General features: G+C 35.5%; 25 protein-coding genes. 6 read left to right on the top strand and 19 right to left on the bottom strand.

Going from position 1 to position 23,830, the window contains the following annotated elements; all coding sequences use genetic code 11:
• Positions 1-125 precede the first annotated feature (125 nt).
• Together bcp and MHI02_RS05510 are read right to left on the bottom strand one after the other, a co-directional pair.
• Positions 126-596 carry a thioredoxin-dependent thiol peroxidase gene (gene bcp / locus MHI02_RS05515; protein ID WP_047185690.1) on the bottom strand — a complete coding sequence of 157 codons (471 nt, stop codon included), beginning with the start codon at positions 594-596 and terminating at the stop codon, positions 126-128.
• Between the two features lie 56 nt (positions 597-652).
• The gene (locus MHI02_RS05510; protein ID WP_338113683.1) at positions 653-1,174 is read right to left on the bottom strand and encodes a potassium channel family protein; all 522 of its coding nucleotides are present in this window, start codon (positions 1,172-1,174) and stop codon (positions 653-655) included.
• A 96-nt stretch (positions 1,175-1,270) separates the two neighbouring features.
• Between MHI02_RS05510 and MHI02_RS05505 the strand changes: the two genes are divergently transcribed.
• Positions 1,271-2,557: a glutamate-1-semialdehyde 2,1-aminomutase gene (locus tag MHI02_RS05505; protein WP_060669230.1), complete on the top strand. Its 1,287-nt coding sequence runs from the start codon at positions 1,271-1,273 to the stop codon at positions 2,555-2,557.
• Between the two features lie 117 nt (positions 2,558-2,674).
• Here the strand turns inward: MHI02_RS05505 and MHI02_RS05500 are convergent, their stop codons facing one another.
• The 3 genes from MHI02_RS05500 to MHI02_RS05490 all read right to left on the bottom strand — a co-directional run bounded on the left by MHI02_RS05500 (position 2,675) and on the right by MHI02_RS05490 (position 6,015).
• On the bottom strand, positions 2,675-4,426 hold the full coding sequence (locus tag MHI02_RS05500; RefSeq protein ID WP_047185692.1) for an ABC transporter ATP-binding protein: 1,752 nt from the start codon (positions 4,424-4,426) through the stop codon (positions 2,675-2,677).
• Positions 4,427-5,013: 587 nt separating this feature from the next.
• Positions 5,014-5,541 (bottom strand): nucleoside tri-diphosphate phosphatase, encoded by a 528-nt coding sequence (gene ntdP, locus MHI02_RS05495; protein ID WP_047185693.1) that lies wholly within the window; start codon positions 5,539-5,541, stop codon positions 5,014-5,016.
• 141 nt (positions 5,542-5,682) lie between these two features.
• Positions 5,683-6,015, bottom strand: coding sequence for a gamma-type small acid-soluble spore protein (locus MHI02_RS05490; protein WP_083452642.1), 333 nt, complete (start codon positions 6,013-6,015; stop codon positions 5,683-5,685).
• Positions 6,016-6,172: 157 nt separating this feature from the next.
• Here MHI02_RS05490 and MHI02_RS05485 point away from each other — a divergent pair, with 157 nt between their 5' ends.
• Positions 6,173-6,352 (top strand): hypothetical protein, encoded by a 180-nt coding sequence (locus tag MHI02_RS05485; RefSeq protein ID WP_047185694.1) that lies wholly within the window; start codon positions 6,173-6,175, stop codon positions 6,350-6,352.
• 67 nt (positions 6,353-6,419) lie between these two features.
• Here MHI02_RS05485 and mutY read toward each other — a convergent pair whose 3' ends face one another.
• Entirely contained in the window at positions 6,420-7,487 is a 1,068-nt protein-coding gene (mutY, locus tag MHI02_RS05480) for an A/G-specific adenine glycosylase (protein ID WP_047185695.1), read from the bottom strand.
• Between the two features lie 99 nt (positions 7,488-7,586).
• Here mutY and MHI02_RS05475 point away from each other — a divergent pair, with 99 nt between their 5' ends.
• Positions 7,587-8,573 (top strand): metal-dependent hydrolase, encoded by a 987-nt coding sequence (locus MHI02_RS05475; protein WP_341165711.1) that lies wholly within the window; start codon positions 7,587-7,589, stop codon positions 8,571-8,573.
• Positions 8,574-8,685: 112 nt separating this feature from the next.
• Here the strand turns inward: MHI02_RS05475 and MHI02_RS05470 are convergent, their stop codons facing one another.
• Positions 8,686-9,021: a YfhH family protein gene (locus MHI02_RS05470; protein ID WP_060669224.1), complete on the bottom strand. Its 336-nt coding sequence runs from the start codon at positions 9,019-9,021 to the stop codon at positions 8,686-8,688.
• A gap of 56 nt (positions 9,022-9,077) precedes the next feature.
• Complete coding sequence (gene recX / locus MHI02_RS05465) at positions 9,078-9,899, bottom strand: recombination regulator RecX (RefSeq protein WP_341165710.1); 822 nt, start codon at positions 9,897-9,899, stop codon at positions 9,078-9,080.
• Between the two features lie 534 nt (positions 9,900-10,433).
• Here recX and MHI02_RS05460 point away from each other — a divergent pair.
• From MHI02_RS05460 to MHI02_RS05450, 3 genes are all read left to right on the top strand, one after another.
• The gene (locus tag MHI02_RS05460; RefSeq protein ID WP_341165709.1) at positions 10,434-10,991 is read left to right on the top strand and encodes a GNAT family N-acetyltransferase; all 558 of its coding nucleotides are present in this window, start codon (positions 10,434-10,436) and stop codon (positions 10,989-10,991) included.
• Between the two features lie 342 nt (positions 10,992-11,333).
• A complete protein-coding gene (locus MHI02_RS05455) occupies positions 11,334-11,462 on the top strand; it encodes a YfhE family protein (RefSeq protein WP_111014475.1) in 129 nt (42 codons plus the stop codon).
• Positions 11,463-11,705: 243 nt separating this feature from the next.
• Positions 11,706-11,963, top strand: a complete 258-nt coding sequence (locus tag MHI02_RS05450; RefSeq protein WP_204798696.1) for a hypothetical protein — start codon at positions 11,706-11,708, stop codon at positions 11,961-11,963.
• Between the two features lie 321 nt (positions 11,964-12,284).
• On the opposite strand, the gene MHI02_RS05445 is transcribed toward MHI02_RS05450, so the two are convergent.
• The 11 genes from MHI02_RS05445 to MHI02_RS05395 form a co-directional block, all read right to left on the bottom strand.
• Positions 12,285-12,986, bottom strand: coding sequence for a hypothetical protein (locus MHI02_RS05445; protein ID WP_204798695.1), 702 nt, complete (start codon positions 12,984-12,986; stop codon positions 12,285-12,287).
• A gap of 3 nt (positions 12,987-12,989) precedes the next feature.
• A complete protein-coding gene (locus tag MHI02_RS05440) occupies positions 12,990-13,847 on the bottom strand; it encodes an ABC transporter ATP-binding protein (protein ID WP_204798694.1) in 858 nt (285 codons plus the stop codon).
• The gene (locus MHI02_RS05435) at positions 13,844-14,212 is read right to left on the bottom strand and encodes a GntR family transcriptional regulator (RefSeq protein WP_204798693.1); all 369 of its coding nucleotides are present in this window, start codon (positions 14,210-14,212) and stop codon (positions 13,844-13,846) included. The genes MHI02_RS05440 and MHI02_RS05435 overlap by 4 nt, the downstream gene beginning before the upstream one ends.
• Positions 14,213-14,408: 196 nt before the next feature.
• Complete coding sequence (locus tag MHI02_RS05430) at positions 14,409-15,278, bottom strand: ComEC/Rec2 family competence protein (protein ID WP_204798692.1); 870 nt, start codon at positions 15,276-15,278, stop codon at positions 14,409-14,411.
• A 124-nt stretch (positions 15,279-15,402) separates the two neighbouring features.
• Entirely contained in the window at positions 15,403-17,544 is a 2,142-nt protein-coding gene (locus MHI02_RS05425) for an AAA family ATPase (protein WP_204798691.1), read from the bottom strand.
• 477 nt (positions 17,545-18,021) lie between these two features.
• A complete protein-coding gene (locus MHI02_RS05420) occupies positions 18,022-18,888 on the bottom strand; it encodes a DNA-3-methyladenine glycosylase family protein (RefSeq protein WP_047185702.1) in 867 nt (288 codons plus the stop codon).
• Positions 18,889-18,955: 67 nt separating this feature from the next.
• Positions 18,956-19,753, bottom strand: coding sequence for a delta-lactam-biosynthetic de-N-acetylase (pdaA, locus tag MHI02_RS05415; RefSeq protein WP_047185703.1), 798 nt, complete (start codon positions 19,751-19,753; stop codon positions 18,956-18,958).
• 54 nt (positions 19,754-19,807) lie between these two features.
• Positions 19,808-21,118, bottom strand: a complete 1,311-nt coding sequence (locus tag MHI02_RS05410; protein ID WP_047185704.1) for a Na+/H+ antiporter family protein — start codon at positions 21,116-21,118, stop codon at positions 19,808-19,810.
• A 122-nt stretch (positions 21,119-21,240) separates the two neighbouring features.
• Entirely contained in the window at positions 21,241-22,044 is an 804-nt protein-coding gene (locus MHI02_RS05405) for a YfkD famly protein (protein WP_047185705.1), read from the bottom strand.
• A gap of 197 nt (positions 22,045-22,241) precedes the next feature.
• Positions 22,242-22,925, bottom strand: a complete 684-nt coding sequence (locus tag MHI02_RS05400; protein WP_060668435.1) for an amino acid ABC transporter permease — start codon at positions 22,923-22,925, stop codon at positions 22,242-22,244.
• 10 nt (positions 22,926-22,935) lie between these two features.
• Entirely contained in the window at positions 22,936-23,784 is an 849-nt protein-coding gene (locus tag MHI02_RS05395; RefSeq protein WP_060668436.1) for a transporter substrate-binding domain-containing protein, read from the bottom strand.
• Between the last annotated feature and the right edge of the window lie 46 nt (positions 23,785-23,830).

Genomic DNA, 23,830 nt, shown 5'->3' with positions numbered 1-23,830 from the left:
TAAATAAAGTGAACTTTGGGAGTTATTTTTCCCTTAAGAAAATAACGTCCGAAGTTGCAGTAAGAATCTTAAATCAGAAAAAAGATGGAGCGTTAATCATTTTATGCTCCATCTTTTCTATAAAATTACTGTAAGTTTTCCTTAATATAAGTCAAAGCATCTTCTACATGTCCATCCACTTTAACCTTACGATATTCTTTCTGTAGAACGCCTTCTTTATCAATGATAAATGTTGAACGTTCCACTCCATAATATTCTTTACCAAAGTTCTTCTTCAATTTCCATACATCAAATTCTTCTGCTAGCTTATGCTCTTCATCTGCCAACAATTCAAATGGTAGATCATGTTTTTCGATGAATTTTTGATGGCGTTCAACTGGGTCTGGACTTACACCAAGAATTACGGCATTTAATTCTCCGAAACTTTCATGATGATCACGGAAATCACAAGCCTCTGTCGTACAACCAGGCGTCATATCTTTTGGATAAAAATATAATACAACGTTTTTTCCACGAAAGTCCGATAAACTAACTTGTTCACCATTTTGATTCGGTAATGTAAAGTCATTCACAGCTTTTCCTACTTCAACTGACATTAAAATCCCTCCAACCTCATTTTCTATAACAACTATAACATAACGTAGAATTGCATTCACTCATCTCTACTTCGTTCACCCATTTGGAATAACTTCATCACAAAGGCTGTCGGTAACACATAACCAATTAGCGCCTCTGTTATCGCTAACAGCCTTCCTATACCAACTGGCGAAATATCACCGTAACCAATCGTTAGTAATGTTACCCCACTAAAATAGATAGAATGAATAACAGAACCAATTAATGTCGGTTGGCGTAATTCCCCATATTCTACTAAAATAATCCCTTGAAACGACAAAATAAAATAAATCATTCCAAACCCAAGTATAACAATCACATAAATAACTAATAACGCCATAAATAGTTCACTAGAAAACCGGCTATCCCTCAATTCCAACTTCACATGGATTTGCTTTCCAGTAATAAAACCAATAATACTTTTCACCAACACATAACAAATCAAAATAAATATAATCCAAGGAATTAGAAACATATCCCCTACCCCTTTAAAATACTTATCTATAAAGATATATGCATAGATGAATAAAGGCTTGTCTTTTATTTTTTTTAAAACCATATTCGTTCCATCCATTTATACCGAAGCTACATTCATCGTCTTTTCTAATATTTTTTGGTATAGTAAAGTTTGGATTTAGTTTAGGGAGGAAATACGATGCAGTTCACAAAATCAGAACAACTACATAAAGAAGCATTGGAACATATTGTAGGTGGGGTTAACTCACCATCCCGCTCCTATAAGGCAGTTGGTGGCGGTTCTCCAGTCTACATGGAGCGCGGACAAGGAGCGTATTTCTATGATGTAGATGGAAATAAATATATTGATTATTTAGCGGCATACGGTCCCATTATTACTGGACACGCACACCCACATATCGCAAAAGCCATTTCTAACGCGGCATCAAATGGTGTATTGTTCGGCACTCCAACACAATTGGAAAATAAATTTGCAAAAATGCTAAAAGAAGCAATCCCTTCATTAGAAAAAGTTCGTTTCAATAATTCAGGTACAGAAGCTGTCATGACAACCATTCGTGTTGCTCGAGCATATACTGGACGTACGAAAATTTTAAAATTCGCTGGTTGTTATCACGGGCATTTCGATGCGGTACTAGTTCAAGCTGGATCAGGACCATCTACATTAGGAACTCCTGACTCTGCTGGAGTTCCTACTTCAACAGCAGAGGACGTTATTACGGTTCCATTTAATGATCTAGACGCTATGAAAGAGGCACTAAATAAATGGAACAACGAAATTGCTGCAGTATTGGTAGAACCAATCGTAGGAAACTTTGGTATTGTAGAGCCACATGAGGGATTTTTACAAGAAGTAAATAATTTGGCACACGAAGCAGGCGCACTGGTTATTTACGATGAAGTAATTACAGCATTCCGCTTTACTTATGGTAGCGCCCAACAAGTGTATGGGGTTGAGCCAGACATGACTGCAATGGGTAAAATCATTGGTGGAGGACTTCCAATTGGAGCTTATGGTGGTCGTAAGGAAATCATGGAACAGGTAGCACCATTAGGTCCAGCATATCAAGCTGGAACAATGTCGGGAAACCCAGCTTCCATGGCTTCAGGAATTGCTTGCCTAGAAGTTCTTAGCAAGGAAGGTGTCTATGAAAAATTAGACCAACTTGGTGAACGATTAGAAAAAGGAATTCTTGAAAAAGCCAAAGAACATAGTATTCACATTACGATTAATCGACTAAAAGGGGCACTAACGGTCTATTTTGGAGTAGATCAAGTTACCAATTATGCTGAGGCTGAAGCAAGTGATGGTGAAGCATTCGGACGATTCTTCAAGCTCATGTTAAATGAAGGTGTTAACCTTGCCCCATCTAAGTATGAAGCATGGTTCTTAACTACCGAACATACAGAAGAGGATATTGACCAAACGATTGAGGCAGTTGGCCGTGCATTTGCACAGATGTAATGTAGTTCACTTAAGTAGTTTATTGGAAAATATTTTAAAAGGCGGTTCGAATTCGAACCGCCTTTTATCATGTCCAGCTCAAGCGCCACGTTACTAAGCGGTCGCTTTCGCCTTTCCTTAATCATTATCCAAATGCTGTACTTGATATAAATTATAATAACTTCCTTGTCTTTCCATTAATTCATCATGTGACCCAATCTCCACAATTTCTCCGTTTTCAATAACAACAATTCGATCGGCATGAGTGATTGTTGCCAAACGATGCGCCACAATAAATGTTGTTCTGTCAGATGCTAATTTTTCCATTGTTTCTTGGATAAGATGTTCACTTTCCAAATCTAATGCAGAAGTCGCTTCATCAAAAATGAGGATAGGTGGATTTTTTAAGAACACGCGCGCTATTGCGACACGCTGCTTTTGCCCACCAGATAACTTGACGCCACGCTCTCCTACAAGTGTATCGTAACCTTGGGGTAGATTCATAATAAACTCATGGGCGTTCGCTGCCTTTGCTGCAGCAATAACTTCTTCGTCGGTTGCATCAGGATTCCCCATACGGATATTAACAGCAATAGATTCACTGAATAAAATATTATCTTGCAACACCATTCCAATGTTGTTTCTTAATGAACGCGCATTGACATCACGAACATCGATACCATCTACTTTAATGGAGCCCTCTGTTACATCATAAAATCGAGGTATTAAACTTACAATGGTAGATTTTCCTCCACCACTCATTCCGACAAACGCAATAGTTTCCCCTTTTTCTACATGAAGGGATACATTTTTTAATACAACATTGTCTTCTTCATCATAACGGAAAGATACATTTTCGATATCAATATTTCCTTCCACTCGTCCCAATTCTTTAGCATTTTCTTTATCCTTAATATCGTATTCTTCATTCATAAACTCCATCACACGATCAATCGATGCAATTGCTTGAACAAGCTGTGTTGATGAATTCATTAATCTTCTTAATGGACTGTATACCCTTTCTAAATATCCAACAAATGCCACTAATGTCCCAACACTAATATTTCCTACAATTACTTGATAACCACCAAATGCAACAACTAAAAGTGGTGCTAAATCGGTAATCGTATTCGTCACTGCAAAAGTTTTCGCATTCCAATCAACTTGCTTCATGGCTCGATTTAAGAATTCATCATTTCTTTTTCCAAATTGTCCTTGTTCATATTCTTCAAGGGCAAAACTTCGGATTACAGGAATCCCCTGTACTCTCTCATGTAAATGACCTTGTACTTCCGCTAATGCTTGTGACCTGTCACGGGTTAATTGTCGTAGTTTCCCGTAAAAGTATTTAATCGAAAAACCAAATATAGGAAAGAGAATAATAGATACTATAGTCATCTCAATATCCATTGTCATCATAATTCCAATGGCGATTAAGATTGTAATAAGGTCTAACCAAACGTTCATTAATCCAGTTACTACGAAGATTTTTGTTTGTTCGACATCATTTATCACCCGGGAAATAATTTCCCCGGTTTTTGTCTTAGAATAGTATTTCAAACTAAGTTTTTGTATGTGGTCAAACAACTTGTCCCTTATATCATATAGGATTCTATTCCCCACCCATTGACCAAAATATTGTCGAAAATATTCAATTGGCGGCCTTACAATAAGGAAAATTAAGAAAGCAATCCCCATTAACCAAGCTAATTCTGTTATTTTTTCTGCATTTGTCATATCTGTAGGAGTAATTATATCATCGACTACATATTTTAATATTAGTGGCATTAAGAGAGGAATACCGAATTTAATGATTCCTATAATAATAGTCCAAAATATTTTCCAAATATAAGGTCTTACAAATTGCATATATTGTCTTATAGGACTCATGTTTTCAAACTTCCTTTTTTACATGATATTTTATGACCAAAAGCGCAAGCGCCCGTTTAGTGACGTATAGACTGGACTGAGCCGTAGGAGATAAAGGAAACACGGTAAGCGTAAGCGAGCCGATGTTGACTTATCGTACGGAGGTGAAGGAAGTCTACTAGTCACTGGGCGCTGGAGCTGGACGTGGCCTTTCTGATGATAAGCTTTAATAAGCTAACTTTTTATACTTTCCTACCTGCTAAAAAATGCGGCATTTACCAGACCTTTAGGTAAACGCCTAAATTGAAAAAATTTTATGTTTTTCAATCCACTTCAATAGAAAAACCTTGTTACCTTATGTAACAAGGAATTTTATCCCACCTCAAACTTCTGGGAAACAAAGAAGATGGGCGGGAGATGAAGGAGAACCCCCACTGATAGAAGTCTTCTTTATTATCTACTCGATGATTAGCCACCACCTAAGCGACAATTTTCTTCCGACCGAAAGTTGGTAGTACTTATTAGGACTCTACTTGCTCCCCGCCCCATTTACCATTTTGGTTACACACGATTTTGAGGTGAGGGTTGCAAGTTAAAGCCATGATAATTTACCGATATGTTAAGAATCTTTCATACCAATTATCAATAAAATCTGGTGAGAATGGACCTTTTCGTTGCCGAACCCATCTTAGTAAGTACTCCATATTATTTCGCAATATTTGATCTAACACTTCTGGATAATTCATTAGTCTCCTATGTTCTTCGTATTCATCTTCATCAAGAAGATCGTACGTCATATCGGGATACACTTTTACATCTAAATCATAATCAATATACTTTAATCCTTCATCATCATAAACAAATGGTGAGCTTATATTGCAGTAATAGTATATACCATCATTTCGAATCATTCCGATTATATTAAACCAATATTTAGCATGGAAATAACAAATAGCCGGTTCCCTAGTAATCCAAGACCTTCCATCACTTTCAATGACAGGTGTTTTATCATTGGCCCCAATCACAACCAATTCATTTCCCTTTAAAACTAAGGTATTCTGCCAAACTCTATGTAGTTGCCCATTATGTTTATAGCTTTGAATTTTCATTTTAGACCCTGCATTAGGAGCAACCATAGTATTCTCCCTTTCTAATTTCCAATAATCCTTGCATACATTATATAGATAAAAGAAATAAAGATAAAGTATTACGACCAGAAATAGAAAAAGAGCACCCTATGTGAATAGAGTACTCTTTTTTCTTAGGAAGGAATTTATTTATTTTTTGTTTTGTTGGGACTTTTGGTTTTGCTTTCTTACTTCTTGAGCATTTGTTTCAGAAGCAAACTCTGTACCAAATTGTCCAGAACCTTGTGCTGCTTGTTGGTTTTGTTTCCTTACTTCCTGAGCATTTGTTTCAGAAGCAAACTCTGTACCAAATTGTCCAGAACCTTGTGCTGCTTGTTGGTTTTGTTTTCTTACTTCCTGAGCATTTGTTTCAGAAGCAAATTCTGTACCAAATTGTCCAGAACCTTGTGCAGATTGTTGATTTTGTTGTCTCACTTCCTGAACGTTAGTACCAGCAGCTGTCTTTTTAGGATTTTTAGCCATCAATATCACCTCCGCACTACTTAATTTGTCCAAGAATTCTTTTGTTATCCATTTATTTTTAAATATTTATAACCATCATTGGAAAGAAGTCCCGCGGTAATTTAAGCTGATTATACACAAATTAGTAATGATCGGAATTTTTATAGGGGGAAAAAACATGGATACTCTTAGAGATTTTTCCGAGCTTACAATGATGAGTAAAAAGAAGTGGAAAGATGAAGAATTAGACTATTATCAACAGGCCCTGTCCCAAGTTTTACCATATATTAACTCAGAAGGATTGTCCAAATTACACGAAATAAATGAGGAAATGTATAGTAGAAATTTAAATAAATAATGACGTGCAGGTAAGTTTGTAAAGGGCTTAAGTATCTCTAAGCCCTTTACGAATTCACAATAACCACCTACAAAAATTTCATCATTTTCTGATGTGACACAGGAAATGGGAATTCCTCTATTTCCTCTTTTGAAACAAATTTCAATCGCGAATCTTCTACTTTTTCATTAACAGTTACTGCTTCATAAATACTTAAATCCCATTTAATATGAGAAAAAACATGTGTCAAATGATCTATTTTATCCTTAACTTGAACAGAAACACCATATTCCTTTTGTACCCATTCAGCGGCTCCCTCTAATCCAACTTCTTTCAACGAAATCATTGGGAATTGCCAGAGATTTGCTAGCAAACCTTCATTTAGTCGCTTCTCAATCAAATATTCATCCTTACTATTTTTAACTAATAATACCATATAGGAAAGTGTTTTTTGCTTTTTAGACTTTGTCTTTATTGGTAATTCTTCTTGTACTCCCTCTGCAAAAGCCTGGCAATACTCCCCGACTGGACAAAATAAACAAGCGGGTGATTTTGGGGTACAAATGGTTGCACCTAAATCCATGATTGCTTGATTAAAGGAGGAAGGATCTTCTTTTGAAATAACTTCCCGTACCAACTCCTCAAACATTTTCCTTGTTTTCAATTGTGCAATATCATCTTCTATCTTGAACACGCGAGAAAAAACACGCATAACATTTCCATCCACTGCCGGTTCTGTCTGGTCATATGCGATGGATAGAATTGCCCCTTTCGTATAAGGTCCTATTCCTTTTAATGAGCCTAATTCTTTGGGGTTATCCGGAACTTTCCCATCATACGTTTCTACAACTTCTTTCACCGCAGACTGTAAATTCCTTGCACGTGAATAATAACCTAGCCCTTCCCATGTTTTTAGAACTTCTTGTTCATCCGCTTTTGCCAATTCATACACCGTTGGAAATTTTTCCATAAACTTTTGAAAATATGGAATAACTGTATCCACTTTGGTTTGTTGAAGCATGATTTCAGAAACCCAGACTTTATAAGGATCTTGATCTTGTCGCCAAGGTAAATCTCGCTTATTTTCGTAATACCAGTCAAGTAAATCATATTGAAATCCAAAACTGTTAAATTTTTTTAAAATTTGTGTTATCATATTGACACTTCCTTTGTGGTACAATAAATAAATAATAATTTCCTAAAAAGGTAAAACTACAAATAGCGAAATTTTTTCGCGAGAGGAGGATTTTTGAACTTGGATACAGCAACACACATAGTAATGGGAATTTCATTAGGTGGTTTAGCAACAATTGATCCAGTAGTTCATAATGATCCAACCCTATTTTACGCTGTTTTAACCGGTACAATCATAGGTTCACATGCCCCTGATTTTGATACCATTTTTAAACTAAAAAATAATGCGACATATATTCGTCATCATCGTGGGGCATCCCATTCGCTCCCAGCTATCGTACTATGGGGATTAATCGTGTCCGGATTAATTTACATGTTTGTTCCAGAAGTAAGCTATCTACATCTCTGGTTTTGGACAGCACTAGCTGTTATTATACATGTATTTGTTGATTTATTTAATGCATATGGAACCCAAGCATTCCGGCCGTTCTCGAACAAATGGATTGCACTTGGATTTATCAATACATTTGACCCTTACCTCTTCTTAATTCACCTTGGAGGTATTGGTGCTTGGATGTTAGGTGCACATCCGGGATATACATGGTTATCCATTTATACCGTAATTGTTTTATATTACATCAAACGCTACATGGATAAAAGAGAAATTGTTAGAGAAATAAAAGATTATATACCAAACACAATCGAAATTGCCACTTCTCCAACATTAAAGCAAAACTTCTGGCGTGTCGCCATCACGACGGAAGATAAGTTTTATGTAGCCACCGTTGAGAATGGGCATATCGAAATTGTGGATGAATTTAATAAAATTCCGTTACCCGAATCACCAATTATTGAAAAAGCATTTGAAGACAAAAATGTCGCTTCTTTCTTAAATTTCTCTCCTGTTTACCGTTGGGAAATTAATGAATTTGATCAATATACAGAAGTTCGCTTTATAGATTTACGCTATCGTTCAAAAGAATATTATCCCTTTGTTGCAATCGTACAAATCGATCGTAACATGGAAATTATCAGTTCCTATACAGGTTGGATATTCTCGGAACATAAGTTGCGCAATAAACTTGTTATTGAAGACAACTTTGTATAGCAACATGAAAAAGACCAATTTCAGAGACTGGAATTGGTCTTTCTTCATGTTTAGCTCAAGTGCTAAAGTCATAGCGAGAACATCGCTAAACGGACGCTTTCATCTTTCTATATCATTCCATCACTTTTTTTCCAAGCAATGAAATTGGAATAGCTTCTTCTTTTTCATATACTTCTTTTAGCAAGTTTACTCGATGACCCCATGCAAAAACTCCATTAATATAATTGATTTTAAACGTAAATCCCGGATCCATTTTTAACTCATATTCTTCGTTTGAACCAAAGTCTTCTGGATTCATTGTATAGGCCAGCGCAACTTGCATTTTTCTTTCATTTATTTGTACTTCTGATATGTTTCCGAGCTGCTCCGCTTTCTGAGCCTTTTCTTTCAACTTACCTATTTCTTTATATAACTCTTCAACCGAGTAATCACTATATCTGTAATTCATCCCTCTTCCCCCTTACACCTTTATTTTACACCGGTTTCTAAAAAAGAGAAACTTATTTAGTAGGAGTCCCCTTCCAGAAATTCAGCCAAATAACGATTTATGTACTCCACCTGAAATCCTTTACGGTACATTGCTTCTTTTAGCTTTTGCTGTAGTATGAATCCTTCATACTTTTTACTATATTTCCGTAATAGCTTATCTCCTTGATATACAATGGCATCCCATTCCGCTTCCTTGTCTTCTCCTTCATTCATTTGGGATATGGCATCTGAAATAACAGCCTGGCTAAACCCTTTTTGGAGTAGGTTTGCCTGAAGTTTTTGAATTTGTTGCTTATAGGATTCTCGCTTACCAGCATTTATTTTTTTCTCCAACATTTTGGATACCTTCTCGAACTGTGCTTCATAAGGATATAAATGAATAGCCTCCTCCGCAATCGCACTAGTAACTCCTTTTTCGATTAATTCTTTTTTAATAAGTAAAGGTCCTTTACTTGAAGTGTTCATCCGCGTTCTGACAAACATTTCTGCAAAAAGTTTATCATCAAGTAATTTTTCTTTTATTAATCGTTCCATAATGATCGTTATTTGTTCAGGAATGACTTCTTTTTTCACTAAATATTCCCGCATTTCCTTTTTTGTCCGCATACGATAGCTTAAAAAATGAATGGCCATTGTATAGGATTTTTGAATGGAGTCCTTTTCCAACAACATTTCAATCATGGAATCACTCATTTCCAATCCTTTACGAAGATTAAATTCAACTAAAACGGCCTCATCTACACTAAATGCATATTCTTCCTGATCCCCGTTCGTTAGAAAAATATTATATCTGTTCTTTGTCCGCTTCTGCGTTGTAATCTTAGCTATTTTTTTCATGGCACACTATCCCCCTATTCTTCATATATTAACATGGAAGTTTATCTATCTATAAGCAATTGTATTATATTTCTTTAGGAAAAAATTTCATACAAAATAAACAAAAAAACCATTTCTTTTTTAAGAAAAACATTGTAGAATGAAACTACCAAATTACGAAAGAGATGAAATTTAAACCAACCGTTTATCCCACCTAAACAGGCAGTAAGACTCCCGCTTCAAGCTTCTAAGGAAACAAAGAAGGCAGATGGAAGATCAACTGCCCGTCTCATAAGTACGACTAACCATCAGTGGTGGATGAAGGTAACCCCCCACTTATGAAAGTCTTCTTTATCGGGAATGAAATATTAATTTGAAATTAAATAGGGAAGGCAAATGGTGCGCCACCAGTTTTTACTGGTTCTAGTGGGTTCGATTCCCACCCCGAATTTTTGTTGAAATCTAAAATAAAAATTCGAGGGTGGGTCACTCACACAATCCTTATGCCTTTTCGCGTTAGGACAGTACCCACCTGGAATGAGGAGGGTATTTTTTATGTTAAAAACTCGTGAACTACATGAAGTTCCTGTTTTATTTGAATTAATGTCGCATCCGGAAGTTTTCCCATACGTAAGGCATAAAACCTATTCTGTAGATGAATTCTACTTTATGACAAAGAAAATGATGGAAGATGAAGAAAATGGAAAGTTAATTTCACGAACCATTCTTGACGAGTACCAACAACCAATTGGAACAATCAATCTTTTTGATATAGAAGATAATTTTGGTTTCTTAGCAACATGGATTGGGAAACCGTATTTCGGAAAAGGATATAATAAACCGGCCAAAGAGAACTTTTTCGATGAATTATTTTTCTCTAATCAAATTGAGGGAATCTTCATGAAGGTGAGAAGAACAAATACCCGCTCCTTAAAAGCCGCATTGAAGTTACCTTATGTTGCACTTGCCAATACAACGTATCCGGAAGTATATCAAAAAGTAAATAAAACGGAAGACATTTATGATTTATTCGTCATTACAAAAGAACATTATCTTTCCTATAAACAATTTGCGTCAGTTGAATCAGCCTCTACTGGAGAAGAAGTTTCTTAGAAGAGGTTGGGACAAAAATGTTTTATCAAAAGGGAAATCCGAACTTTACAGAAGTTATGGAGTAGATAAACCGCTACGGAAATATACTTCGCTTTCCGCGGGCGGCTGGTGAGCCTCCTCGTGCTAACGCACTGCGGGGTCTCACCCAGGCCTTTTTCCCCGCAGGAGTCTACGTATATTTCCTCCACTAATTTTGTAGGATTGTTCGTCTTTTGAGTTAAACATTTCGTTATGTCCCATCCTCTTTCTTTTGCTAAAAATAATGATTTTTCCAACTATATGTAAACATGAATAATCTCCTAACCAATGGGTAAACTATATTTAAAAAGTGAGGGATGACTTATGCCAAAGCATAGATCCGAACACCGCGGCAAAATACTGAATAGTACACAAGAAGTTCTTTACCAAAAGGAATTTAAGCGTGCAGATCGTATTTATAACCAATTATCTCAAAAAGGAAACCGAGGCTAATTTGCTTCGGTTTTTCTTATTACTCCGTTTATTAACATTATTATGCATAACTGATTTGGAAACGGGCAGTAAGACTACCACCTTAAGCTTTCCGACGGGAGATCAACTATTGCCCTTTCGATGCATCTGTTATTGGTTTCTACCTTATTTCAAAAAACTTTTGAAATAATTTAAAACTCTTTATCCACCATATTGCTTTTACCTCCTGCAAAATCTATACTTAGGATGGGGAGGTTTGATAGTATGGTAATGGTACTGTCTATAATCACTGTAATCACTGTAATAATAGCACTTATCGCAACTATGTATATTTTTAAACAAGAAGAAAATAAAGCAAAAAGATATGAAGCAGAAGGCCAAACAGCCGCGAACGAGCTAAAACGCTCTCACGAATATGAAACAAAGTCCGTATCTTATAATATAAAAAACCTATCTTGGATTTATGTATTAATGATTCTCCTATCCTTTATCGGCTTGGCTATTTATATGTACAATTTATAGAACCAAAGGCGGAAGCGCCCGTTTAGCAACGTACAAACTGGAACACTACGCAATGAGATAAAGGAAACACGGTGAGGTACGAGCCGATGTTGACTTTCACCACAAGGGTATAAGTGCGACTAAGCCTCTAGTTTCACCAATCGGCAAGTCTTCTTTATCGTAGTGGAGGAGTGTGAAGTTTGGGACTGCGCTAACACTCGCCCCACCAAAAAGATCTGCTAGTTGCTGGGCGCTGGAGCCGGACGTGGCCTTTCTTAAGACAAGAAATATTAAGAATTTATACATTCCCAACACAAAATAAAGCGAAGCACATGCTCCGCTTTATTTTGTGTTGATAATGGTAATCCTTCTTGTAAATAAATAGGATAATGCGTAAAGTACTATTCCTATACCAAACAATTGTAAGAAAAACATTAAATCTAAATCAGAGAGTAATCGAGCGAAGAAATCAAACACCGACCCTTTAGCTATTCCTAGCAGAAGAAGAACTACTAATATTGCAGCAACACTTCCGCCTCCAAGTAATCCTGTATTATAGAAAAGTAAACCAAACAAAAACATGATTGTTAGTAATAAAAACATAACTGCTGTATCAACCATGATTCTATTTAACCAAGTATCACTAACAAATTCTGCCAAATGTATAAAGTTAAACGTACTAATCCCCGCTGCTTCCGTAAATGCTACGGTAATCGATTGTAAAGTACTACTTACTACCGCCTTAACAAATGCAATTCCTAGAAAAAATAAACCAGTCGCAATAAACAAATTTCTCCTTGTAGCTCCCATTTTTAACGCAAATGGAATACCTTCTTTTACAGTTAAGAAGCCTAAGAACATGCAGTAAAAATAAGTTGCGTTTGGAAAACCGAAGTAAAATACTGCATCCTCTACCCCTAATAAAAAGTAAGAGATACTAAGCGATAATACTAAAACTCCAAATAAGATACTCCAAAAAATTGTTAATGAAAAACGAATATCCGTTACAAAGAAATATAATAACCCCTTTAATTGTTTACCCATGAACTACGCCCCTCTTTTCTTTTCCGTTAAATGAATCATTAATTCTTGTATTGGAATTCCTTCCACTTGAAGCCCGCTTTGTTTAGCCTCTTCTGCATTTCCATATACATAAGCGGTCATCATTCCTACAAGTTGTTTCGAATCCAAGATGTCTTTCCCTGTTATAAATCGTTCTACTTCTTCTATCGTTCCTGACACAGCGTACGTATTTCTTCTTAGTGCATCAGCCTCTTCTTTTAGTACAAGTGACCCTTCGCTTAAGATTAAAACTTCTTCAAACATTAAACTAACTTCATCGATTAAATGTGTAGAGAAAATAATGGTTCTTTTTTCCGTTTGATATTCTTCGAGTAAAATTTCGTAGAATCTTTTTCTTGAGGGTGCGTCCAGTCCAATATATGGTTCATCAAAAATCGTTATCGGTGCTTTACTCGCTAAACCAACAATAATTCCTAAAGCCGACTCCATTCCTTTCGATAATGCTTTAACTTTAGTATTTAAATGTAAATGATATTCCTTCAGCATATAATCTGCTAATTCCTGATCCCAATTCGGATAAAAGTAAGAGTATATCTTTAGGACGTTTCTTACCTTTAAATCTTTCTTAAAGTTATTTCCCTCTTTAATTAAACAAATCGATTCTGTCAAACGTTGATTATCGAATGGATTTTCCCCATCAATTAAAATCTCTCCACCACTTGCTAATATTTGACCAGATAATATGTTCATGAATGTTGTTTTTCCTGCTCCATTTCTGCCAAGTAAACCATAAATCTTCGGCTCATCTAAAGTAAACGAAACATTCTCTAACGCTACTTTATCCCGATACTTTTTCGTTAAATTTTTTACTTCAATTTTCATTCGTTGTCCTCCCTTTGTACCATTTCAATTAATTCATCCGTACTCATCCTTAATTTGTGAGCTTCCATTTTTAACGGCAGCATATAGCTTTCATAAAACAGTTTCTTTCGCTTTTCAATTAAAATTTCTTTAGCATTTTCCGTAACAAACATTCCAACACCCCTTCTTTTATAAAGAATCTCTTCTGCAACTAGTTCATTAATGCCTTTACCAGCAGTGGCTGGATTAATATTATAAAACTTTGCAAATTCATTTGTAGAAGGCGCACGATTTCCTGCTTTCAGATTCCCATCTATAATGGAGTCTTCGATTTGTTCTTTAATTTGAAGGAATATTGGTTTATTATCATCTAGTGTATTTTTCATTTTACGCTCCTTCGTTAATCGGTTAATTACTTATGTAACCAACTATAAACCCAATCAAGATGTTTGTCAACTTAATTTTCGGAAAATAATAAAAATTCCTATTAAGGTTTGAAAACTAATTATATTCATAGAACGTATTATATTAATACATATAAAAACTGCACCTACATTGGCTAAAACAATGTAGGTGCAGTTCTTATACCGGATATCTTATTAAATTATCTGTCGGGTCTCTACTCGGAAAAATAAAAAACCTTTTCCCATTTGTCCTTATAATAATATCTCCAAAAGACGCCGTAGAATAAACATTTGCTTCTATTCGGTCTAAATTTTCTACCACTCGTTCAACAGGATGGCCATAATCATTATCAACACTAAAGGTTAAAATAGCGATTTGCGGATTTACTTCTCGTAAAAATTCAAGCGATGTACTAGTATCAGATCCATGATGGGCCACTTTCATGATTTCCGATTGAATATCATACTTTTCCATTAATTTTTTTTCTTGTTTTATTGTTGCATCACCCATAAATAGAAAATCCATTTCATTGTAAGTCATCTTTAATACAATGGAAGACTCGTTATTGGATTGGTCCTTTTGATAGGCATTTAACACTTGAATGGTTAAATCTGAATCAAGCTGAATACGTTGATTAGGTTTTGCAACTTTCTTCGGAATTCCTTGTTTACGAATTTCAGCAGCGTATTTTGCAAAAGCTCTAGTTAGGTGGATTTTGCCTGTATCAAGAATCTGCTTTACTTCAAAAGATTTCATTACATGTATAAGTCCACCTATATGATCGTAATCTGGATGAGTTGCAATTAATAAATCTATTTTCTCTATCTTTTGTTTCTTTAAGTAGGATACAACCTTATTCCCGGCTTTCGGAAGTCCACCATCAATAAGGATTGTTTTATCATTAGGTGTTTCCACCAAAATACTATCCCCTTGACCTACATCAATAAAATGCACTTCCATAAATGGAGGTGCCTCAGCATTGATATTAGGTGGCACTACAGTTATAAAAAATAAAATAAAAGTAAGAGCTACATTTAGTTTCTTCATAAATCCACCCTTTTTATCAAGTTTTGGTCTTATTAGTTTGGCTAAAAAAGGGTGAATTATGATTGCTTTCAGATGGCGCTATATGTAAAAAATCCCACCAACCTAAGTTAGTGGGATTAGAAGATTATTTATTACTTACTACGATTTCTCCATCGGCAACATCAACTTTTACATGATCAACTTTCTCTTCTTCTAAGATTAAATCAGTAAGTTGGTCTTCAATTTTATCTTGGATAACTCTACGTAAAGGTCTTGCACCAAATCGTACATCGTATCCAAGTCGTACAAGTTCTTGTTTAGCTTCTTGTGTAATATCAATTTTAATATTATTTTCCTCGATTGTTTTCTCTAATTCATGAAGCATTAGATCCACAATTTCTAATAAATTATCTTCCGTTAATTCATTGAACTTGATAATAGCATCAAATCGGTTTAAGAATTCTGGTTTGAAGTAATTGCTAAGTGTTTCTAGTGTTGAAACAGATTCATGTTTTGCTTGATTAAAACCAACACTAACCTCTTTCACACCAGTACCAGCATTACTTGTCATGATGATAACTGTTTCCTTAAAGTTAACAGTACGACCTTGTGAATCCGTTAAATGACCATCTTCTATGATTTGTAGGAACATATTTTGTACGTCTGGATGTGCTTTTTCAATTTCATCTAAGAGAATAATGGAATATGGATTGTGACGTACTCGTTCCGTTAATTGACCTGCTTCTTCATGACCTACATATCCTGGAGGTGAACCAATAAGTTTAGACACGGAATGTTTTTCCATATACTCACTCATATCAAGTCTGATAAGTGCATCACGAGTACCAAACAATTCTTCTGCTAAAGCTTTGGTCAATTCCGTTTTACCTACCCCAGTCGGTCCAACAAATAAGAAGGAGCCAATTGGACGATATTTGGATTTCAATCCCGCACGACTTCGACGGATAGCTTTTGCAACTTTTTGCACTGCTTCGTCTTGTCCAATAACCTTTTTACTGAGGTTATCGCTTAAAGCTTTCATTTTTTGTTGTTCATCGGATTGCATTTTTGTTACAGGAATACCTGTTTTTTCTTCTACAATCAATTGGATATCTGATACATCAACATCGATAACTTTTTCTTTGTCATCTGCTTTTTCCAATTGTTTTTGTAGTTGAATTTCTTGATAGCGTAAGTTTGCAGCACGTTCATAATCTTCTTTTTCAGCCGCTTCTTGTTTTTCTTTAACAACTTCATCTAGACGAGCTTTAATAGTTTTGGAATCCCCTTGCGAATTCCTTAAATTCAAACGGGAACCTACTTCATCCATTAAGTCTATCGCTTTATCTGGTAAGAAACGATCTTGGATATAACGATTAGATAACGTTACGAACGCTTCGATCACTTTATCGGAATAGCGTACTTCATGGAATTTTTCATAACGGTCTTTAATTCCATTTAAAATTTTGATTGCATCTTCTAAAGAAGGTTCTTTTACAATAATAGGTTGTAGACGACGTTCTAATGCTGCGTCTTTTTCAATTTGACGGTATTCTTTTAGAGTTGTTGCACCAATTAATTGTAATTCACCACGTGCTAATGCTGGTTTTAAAAGGTTACCTGCGTCCATTTGTGAATTTTCTGCAGTTCCAGCACCTACTAATAAATGAATTTCATCAATAAATACAATCACATCATTACGTGTTTTCAATTCTTCTATTAGTTTTTTCATTCTTTCTTCAAATTGACCACGAATACCAGTGTTGGCAACTAATGATGCAACATCAAGCATATAAATTTCTTTATTTAACAATTTAGTAGGTACATTTCCTTCTACAATCTTGAGAGCTAATCCTTCTGCGATTGCCGTTTTACCTACCCCTGGTTCCCCAATTAGTACAGGGTTATTTTTATTTCTTCTATTTAAAGTTTCAATAACACGTTTAATTTCAATATCACGACCAATTACTGGATCAATTTCACCAGCTCTTGCGGAATCAGTTAAGTTTTTACCTAATTGATCGATAAGGCCTTTTCTCTTTGTAGTTTGTTGTTGTGTTTTTGTTGTAATAAAGCCTTGATTTTGACCATTTCCTTGATTAAAGAAATTAGAAAAAACTTCTGCATTACCTAATGGGAAACCGGAGAAAAAGTCAGATTGATTAAACATTTGACTTTGAATTTCTTGAAAACATTCATTGCAAAGGTGTAATTCCATCTTTTGATTGTTCATTTGCATTGTTGCATTAATGTTCGCTTCATTTACACCACATTTTTGACATTTCATCGTTCCCATTCCTCCTTGAAATAAAAAGATTTTTAAGATCATAAAGCCATTTTTGACTTTGACTATCTTTGACCTTATGACTTCATTATACTCTGACCTTTTTTGACTTTCAAGGGTTTTGATCAAATTTTTTTATCCTTTTCTTAACGTTACGCTGTTATTCAATCTGAAGCTGAATCACTTCCTATTTAGACCAAAAGCTTATGAGTGACCGTTTGACGATTCGGCTGCTTCATTCGGGCACTCATTTACCTTATGAGTGACTATTTGACGATTGGATTGCCTCATTCGGGCACTCATTCATCTTATGAGTGACTATTTGACGATTGGATTGCCTCATTCGGGCACTCATTTACCTTATGAGTGACCGTTTGACGATTTGGTTGCTTCATTCGGGCACTCATTTACCTTATGAGTGACAATTCGTTGGTTATTTTTCTGTATAAAAAAAGCTTGGATAAAATCCAAACTTTTCTTCTATTCAATACTCCTCCATAATGTTAAGGAAGCATAACTACGGTAAGGATACCATTCCTGACTTATTTCCTCTAATACTTCTTTTGTCGGCTTTTGATCCATCGCCAAGAATTTTTTCACTGCATTTTGAATCCCGATATCAGCTTTTGGAAATTGATCTTCCCTTCCTAAGCCAAACATAAGCCAGTTTTCGGCTGTCCACCTACCAACTCCACGAATTTTAATCAGTTCCGATAAAATCTCTTCGTCCGCTTTCCCTTTTAATTCGTTCAAATCTAATTTCCCTTCTGCAATCAATCTCGATGTATCAATCACATACTCCGCTTTTCTTCCACTAAATTGCAGCTCACGCAAATCTTCTACTTTTATACTCGCTATTCTCTCAGGAGTCGGATAGAACCATACACCCTCAACTTGTTCTCCGTAGCGCTCCACAAAACGAGTAGATAGGACATAAGCAAATTTCATATTTAATTGTTGGTGAATGATTGTTTTCATCAAACTATAGTAAAGGTCAAATTCTCTTACAATTGGAGTTCCGGGATATTGATTAAAAAGTGAAACCAAATTAGTACCAATAAAATGATTTTTAATTTTAGCTAAATCTTTCTTCCATTGAAATAAATCAACTATAAATTCTAAGATTTCATTTTTTCTTTTAGCATCTTTACTTTTTACAATAAAACGAGGCTGTTTCGTTGATCCAATTGCTTGAACATGGATAATATGTTTTTCATTCCCCATAACAAAAGGAATAGAAACGAATCTTTCCTCTATTTGAACTGATGCAAGTGGATCGAATGAGATACGATATAAAGAATAATCAAAATCATAAATGGTATTTAATTTTATTTCTTCTTCCCACATTCTATATGTCCCCTTTTTCCCTAGAATACAAAATCTAACGAAAAAAAGCGAGGTAAACATACCCGCTCTAAAATCCAGGAAACCCATCCGGCAACATATTCTTAACTACTAGATCGTCTAAGTTTTTAAATTCATAACCTTCTTTTTTCAAATCTTGAATGATTTTTTCTAAAGCTTGCGCGTTATCAGAAGATACGGCATGAAGTAAGATGATAGCCCCTGGGTGGATTTGTTCCATCACACTATCATAGGCATATTGCCAGCCTTTTTGATTGGATGTATTCCAGTCTTTAAATGTAAGGGACCAGAATACATGGGTAAGGCCTAGTTCGTTCGCCCATTTTAGCGTTCTTTCATTAAACATCCCACGTGGAGGGCGTAAAAATTTAATTTCTTTTTGATCTGTCACTTCAGCCACCGCTGCTTCTAGTGTCTTTAATTCCTCCGTCATCGATTCCTTACTAACAATCGTAAAATCTGGATGGTGGAAAGAATGATTTCCTACTATATGACCTTCGTTTACCATTCTCTTTACCAAATCCGGAGAACTTTTAACATAGTGACCTGTTACAAAAAAAGTCGCTGGAACCTTTTCTTTTTTTAATACATCAAGTATTTCATCTGTATAACCCTCTTCATAACCATTATCGAACGTTAAGTATACGACCTTATCCCCTGAAAGATCTGCATAATAAGCACCGTACTTATCCAACATTTCTTGGTATTTACCAATATCCGGAACTTTATGATCTTTATTCTTCTGATATCCCCATCCGTATCCACTTGCTTCTATTTGTACTGGATTCGCCCATGCAAGGAAAAAGGCAAGAGAAAGAATAATCGTTGTGAAAACATGTTTTTTCATAACAACCCACCTACTATTTTTCTCTTACCTTTCCTCAAATCAAATTAAATTATTCTAAAGTATAAGGGATGCAATCCACCCAAAAACAAACAACGGAATATTAAAATGAATAAACGTCGGAACAACCGTATCCCACATATGATTATGGTTTCCATCCGCATTCAGCCCTGATGTTGGACCTAATGTACTATCGGATGCTGGTGAACCTGCATCCCCTAATGCACCTGCAGTACCAATTAAAGCTGTTATAGCTAATGGTGAGAAGCCAGCCGCTAAACAAATCGGTACATATAACGAAGCTAAAATAGGTACCGTTCCGAAAGAAGTGCCAATTCCCAGTGTGATTAATAAACCTACTAATAGTAATACAAAAGCAATAACTGCTTTATTATCTCCTATCATACTAGAAGATGCTTCAACTAAAGCGGAAACCGCACCTGTTTCTTGTATGACAGTAGCAAATCCTGATGCGGATAACATAACAAACGCAATGAATCCCATCATTTTAATACCATCTGAAATAACTTGATCTCCCTTTTTAAACGGAATAACAAAAAATAAAAACATACAGATTAGTCCAGCTAATGCTCCTAAAATCAAGTTACTTGTCACAATCTGTACAACGAAAGCGGCAAGGATGGAAATTATAGTTAGCACATGTTCTTTATTAAATGTTACATTCTGATCGTCTGCTTCACCTATTATAGTTCCTGTACCACCTGCTCCTTCTACAGCATCTCGACCTTTTCGGTACGTAATAAATATAGCAATGAATAAACCTGCTACCATTCCAAGACCAGGGATAATCATCGCTAGTACAATATCTCCCATTTGTATAGTTAACCCAGCATCAACCATTGCATTATAAATCGTCTCATGGAATAAAAGACCAAATCCAGCCGGTATCATCATATATGGAGTTGTCAGGCCAAAAGTTAAGGCAACAGCTACCGCTCGCCGATCCAATCGCATAGAATCAAATAATTTTAATAATGGCGGAATTAATATTGGAATAAAGGCAATGTGAACCGGAATTAAATTTTGCGATAAACATGCTACGCCCGCAATTACAAGTAGTAACATCGTTTTCTTCCCAGTTAATACACGGATTAAGAATTTAACAAGTAAACCGGTAATCCCTGTATAACTTATCGTAACTGCAAAAGCCCCTAATAAAATGTAGCTTAATGCAGTACTAGATTGACCACCCATTCCACTAACAAATAAATCAATTGAATCTACTATTGAAAATCCTGACATCAATCCTGCAGAAATAGCAGCAGCAATAATGGCTATTATAACGTTCACACGTAATAAACTAAGAACTAACATGACTAGTACGGATATAACGACTACCCATTCCATTTTTACTTCACCTCAAATTTTTCCTTACTCTTTAATACTTCATCATGATAAAGCATTAAAGAGAATAAATCAACCCTTTTTAATGAAAAAATAACCCTGATTGATAACCAGGGTTTCTAACACTATTTAATTTGAAATGAAAAGGAAACATGATCCTGAATCGGAATCCAGCCTCCGATACCTTGTTTCGTTACATTCTTAATGATTAAACCTTTATTACTACCTTTTAACTGAACATATACTTCCCCAAAGGTTACTTGTCCCTTTTCATTGACCGCGGGCGCGAAAGCATTCAATACACCAAATTTTTCTGCAGGAATATTATAGGAATTTTCCTTTTTTGTATTTTTACCAATGATGGTTTGGTAAGATAGTGGTAATTTTGTTTTTTCCTTCGTTGCTAAAAGCATCATTTTTTTTACATCATCTGGATTTTTTATTTTGTTTGTTAAAGCACCTTTAATTTCCTTTTGTTCTTGTTGAACATAATTCATCACCTGGTTAGCATCCCCACCAAGATTGTTTAGTTCATTTGTATTAATTTTTTGATATTCCCAGTTTATATTTGTTTCTAGTGACTCATAATTTAATGGCCAACGTCCCAAATAAATCATTCCCCGGTAACCAATTGCAACTGGAGATGGGTCTAAAGTGGATTCATTCAACATTTTTATTAAATCCGGATTTTTTATCGGGATGTCTGTTCCCTCCATTAATTCTTTTGTTAATTCACTAGGCTCAATAACTTCCTGATTTTCTGTCGTATTTGGATACGTATTTTCTTTGGAAATATCTAATACGTGGCTAGGAATTTCAAAAGGATCTTTACTCTTTTTAGCATCTTTTTGTTCTTCAGCGGAGCTTAGAATCGGAAAGATTAATGCATAAAGGCAAGCCATTAGTATAGTAAGTTTTCTTCCCTTCATTTCAGTTTCATCCTTTCATTTTTCCCTAGTTTTTTCTTATAGGATAAAAATATACGTGACTGAAATTAAATATTAAAATAAGACCAAATCACTCAAGATTTGGTCTTGTAAAAGGGTATAAAAATTCAGCTTAATAAATCTCGCCATAAGGAAGACCATGTCAAGGACAGGCGACAGGGCGCTTCCGCTTTTGTTCATTAAACATACTTACTATAATGACTTTCTAATCTTTCCTGCATGTAACCAATTAAGATACATATAGGCCAATAAATAAGCGCAACTAATATATACATCGTCATGGCATCAAACTCTCTACCGGCAACGATTTGTGTTTTTTGAAAAAGCTCCGGTACAGTGATGACAGCTGCTAATGATGTTGCCTTCACAACATCCATAAACACATTGGTTAGAGGCGGAACCGCTATACGAACAGCCTGGGGCAAAATAATCGATCGTAATGTCGTTCCGTAACTTAACCCTAATGACCTAGCAGCTTCCCATTGCCCTTGATCTACAGAGCTTAAAGAGGAACGATTGATTTCAGCGATATAAGCAGCACTATTTAAGCCGAACCCTAATATAGCTGCACTAATTGCATTTAATTTCATCCCTACAACTGGTAATCCAAAATATAAAATAAATAAGAAAACAAGCATCGGAGTTCCTCTCATAAATGATATATATAAACGTGCGGGCCAGCGTAACCCCCTCATATTTGAACCTCTAGCAAGCGCTAAAAATAGACCAAGGACTAACCCAATTCCCATTCCTACTACCGAAATTAGAATCGTCATGGGTAATCCTTCTAAAACAAAAGGCAAACTCCGTATCGCTAGTTCTACATCAAATAATCCTTCAAAATCAAAGCCATTCACATTCATTGTACTCTCCTTACAGATCTAACCCTTCAATTTCCTCAATTTCTCCCTCTGGTTTTTGGGAGGCATCTTCTTTGTAAAATTGATTTGCTAATTTCGATAATGTTCCGTCTTCACGCATTTCTTTTAAGGCTTTATTAATTTCTTCTGTAACTCGATCTGCATCTTTAGGTAAAATAACACCTTGTTCTGTTGGGTGGAACTTCAATGTCGGATGTAAATGAATATCGAAGTCAGGGAATGCTGCTACACCAAATTTAGTTAAGAAGTAATCGTTTATAACAACATCCGTTCTACCGTTATCTACATCTCTTAAATATGCCTCATTTGGTGCATTTCCGTATGTAACTACTTCCGCTCCGAAACGTTCTGCAATTTGACTATAAATCGTAGTTGCTCCACCACCAGCTTTTTTTCCTTTTAAATCTTCCAATGATTCAATTCCAGAATTATCTTCTTTTCTTACTGCCATCGTTGTATAAGAATACTTATATGGTTCACTAAAATTAAATTCTTCTTTTCGTTTATCTGTAATTTCAATGTCATTCGCTGCCATATCGATTCTTCCACTCTTAATTGCTGGAAGCATACTATCGATTCCCATTATTTCAAAAGAAACATCTAACCCTAAGCGCTTACCGACTTCACGCATTATTTCAACATCATAACCTGTTAAATTTTCATCCTCATCATAATAAGAAGAAGCAATTAAAGTTCCGGATGTCCCAACAACTATTTTTCCCGTATCTTGAATTTTCTCCCAGACCTTATCATCAGACGCCTTCTCTGTATCACCACAGGCTGATAAAATGGTAATACACAGAATGAACAACAAAACTAAACTACCTTTAAATTTATTCATCCTAATCTCCCCTTTGTTATAATTTATTATCCGAATTACATTGTAA

The organism is Oceanobacillus sp. FSL K6-0118, from assembly GCF_038006665.1.
Lineage (GTDB): Bacteria > Bacillota > Bacilli > Bacillales > Amphibacillaceae > Oceanobacillus > Oceanobacillus caeni.
This window is presented reverse-complemented; position numbering and strand designations above follow the sequence as displayed.

Excerpts from the sequence above, each read along its gene's own strand:
- MHI02_RS05455 (WP_111014475.1), top strand. The coding sequence starts at position 11,334 with ATGCCAAAGCATAGATCCGAACACCGCGGCAAAATACTGAATAGTACA.
- MHI02_RS05460 (WP_341165709.1), top strand. The coding sequence starts at position 10,434 with ATGTTAAAAACTCGTGAACTACATGAAGTTCCTGTTTTATTTGAATTA.
- MHI02_RS05500 (WP_047185692.1), bottom strand. The coding sequence starts at position 4,426 with ATGAGTCCTATAAGACAATATATGCAATTTGTAAGACCTTATATTTGG.
- MHI02_RS05405 (WP_047185705.1), bottom strand. The coding sequence starts at position 22,044 with ATGAAGGGAAGAAAACTTACTATACTAATGGCTTGCCTTTATGCATTA.
- MHI02_RS05395 (WP_060668436.1), bottom strand. The coding sequence starts at position 23,784 with ATGAATAAATTTAAAGGTAGTTTAGTTTTGTTGTTCATTCTGTGTATT.
- pdaA (WP_047185703.1), bottom strand. The coding sequence starts at position 19,753 with ATGAAAAAACATGTTTTCACAACGATTATTCTTTCTCTTGCCTTTTTC.
- MHI02_RS05485 (WP_047185694.1), top strand. The coding sequence starts at position 6,173 with ATGGATACTCTTAGAGATTTTTCCGAGCTTACAATGATGAGTAAAAAG.
- MHI02_RS05450 (WP_204798696.1), top strand. The coding sequence starts at position 11,706 with ATGGTAATGGTACTGTCTATAATCACTGTAATCACTGTAATAATAGCA.
- MHI02_RS05445 (WP_204798695.1), bottom strand. The coding sequence starts at position 12,986 with ATGGGTAAACAATTAAAGGGGTTATTATATTTCTTTGTAACGGATATT.
- MHI02_RS05490 (WP_083452642.1), bottom strand. The coding sequence starts at position 6,015 with ATGGCTAAAAATCCTAAAAAGACAGCTGCTGGTACTAACGTTCAGGAA.
- MHI02_RS05420 (WP_047185702.1), bottom strand. The coding sequence starts at position 18,888 with ATGTGGGAAGAAGAAATAAAATTAAATACCATTTATGATTTTGATTAT.
- MHI02_RS05400 (WP_060668435.1), bottom strand. The coding sequence starts at position 22,925 with ATGAATGTGAATGGCTTTGATTTTGAAGGATTATTTGATGTAGAACTA.
- MHI02_RS05410 (WP_047185704.1), bottom strand. The coding sequence starts at position 21,118 with ATGGAATGGGTAGTCGTTATATCCGTACTAGTCATGTTAGTTCTTAGT.
- bcp (WP_047185690.1), bottom strand. The coding sequence starts at position 596 with ATGTCAGTTGAAGTAGGAAAAGCTGTGAATGACTTTACATTACCGAAT.
- MHI02_RS05435 (WP_204798693.1), bottom strand. The coding sequence starts at position 14,212 with ATGAAAAATACACTAGATGATAATAAACCAATATTCCTTCAAATTAAA.
- MHI02_RS05505 (WP_060669230.1), top strand. The coding sequence starts at position 1,271 with ATGCAGTTCACAAAATCAGAACAACTACATAAAGAAGCATTGGAACAT.
- mutY (WP_047185695.1), bottom strand. The coding sequence starts at position 7,487 with ATGATAACACAAATTTTAAAAAAATTTAACAGTTTTGGATTTCAATAT.
- MHI02_RS05470 (WP_060669224.1), bottom strand. The coding sequence starts at position 9,021 with ATGAATTACAGATATAGTGATTACTCGGTTGAAGAGTTATATAAAGAA.
- ntdP (WP_047185693.1), bottom strand. The coding sequence starts at position 5,541 with ATGGTTGCTCCTAATGCAGGGTCTAAAATGAAAATTCAAAGCTATAAA.
- MHI02_RS05510 (WP_338113683.1), bottom strand. The coding sequence starts at position 1,174 with ATGGTTTTAAAAAAAATAAAAGACAAGCCTTTATTCATCTATGCATAT.
- recX (WP_341165710.1), bottom strand. The coding sequence starts at position 9,899 with ATGAAAAAAATAGCTAAGATTACAACGCAGAAGCGGACAAAGAACAGA.
- MHI02_RS05430 (WP_204798692.1), bottom strand. The coding sequence starts at position 15,278 with ATGAAGAAACTAAATGTAGCTCTTACTTTTATTTTATTTTTTATAACT.
- MHI02_RS05440 (WP_204798694.1), bottom strand. The coding sequence starts at position 13,847 with ATGAAAATTGAAGTAAAAAATTTAACGAAAAAGTATCGGGATAAAGTA.
- MHI02_RS05425 (WP_204798691.1), bottom strand. The coding sequence starts at position 17,544 with ATGAAATGTCAAAAATGTGGTGTAAATGAAGCGAACATTAATGCAACA.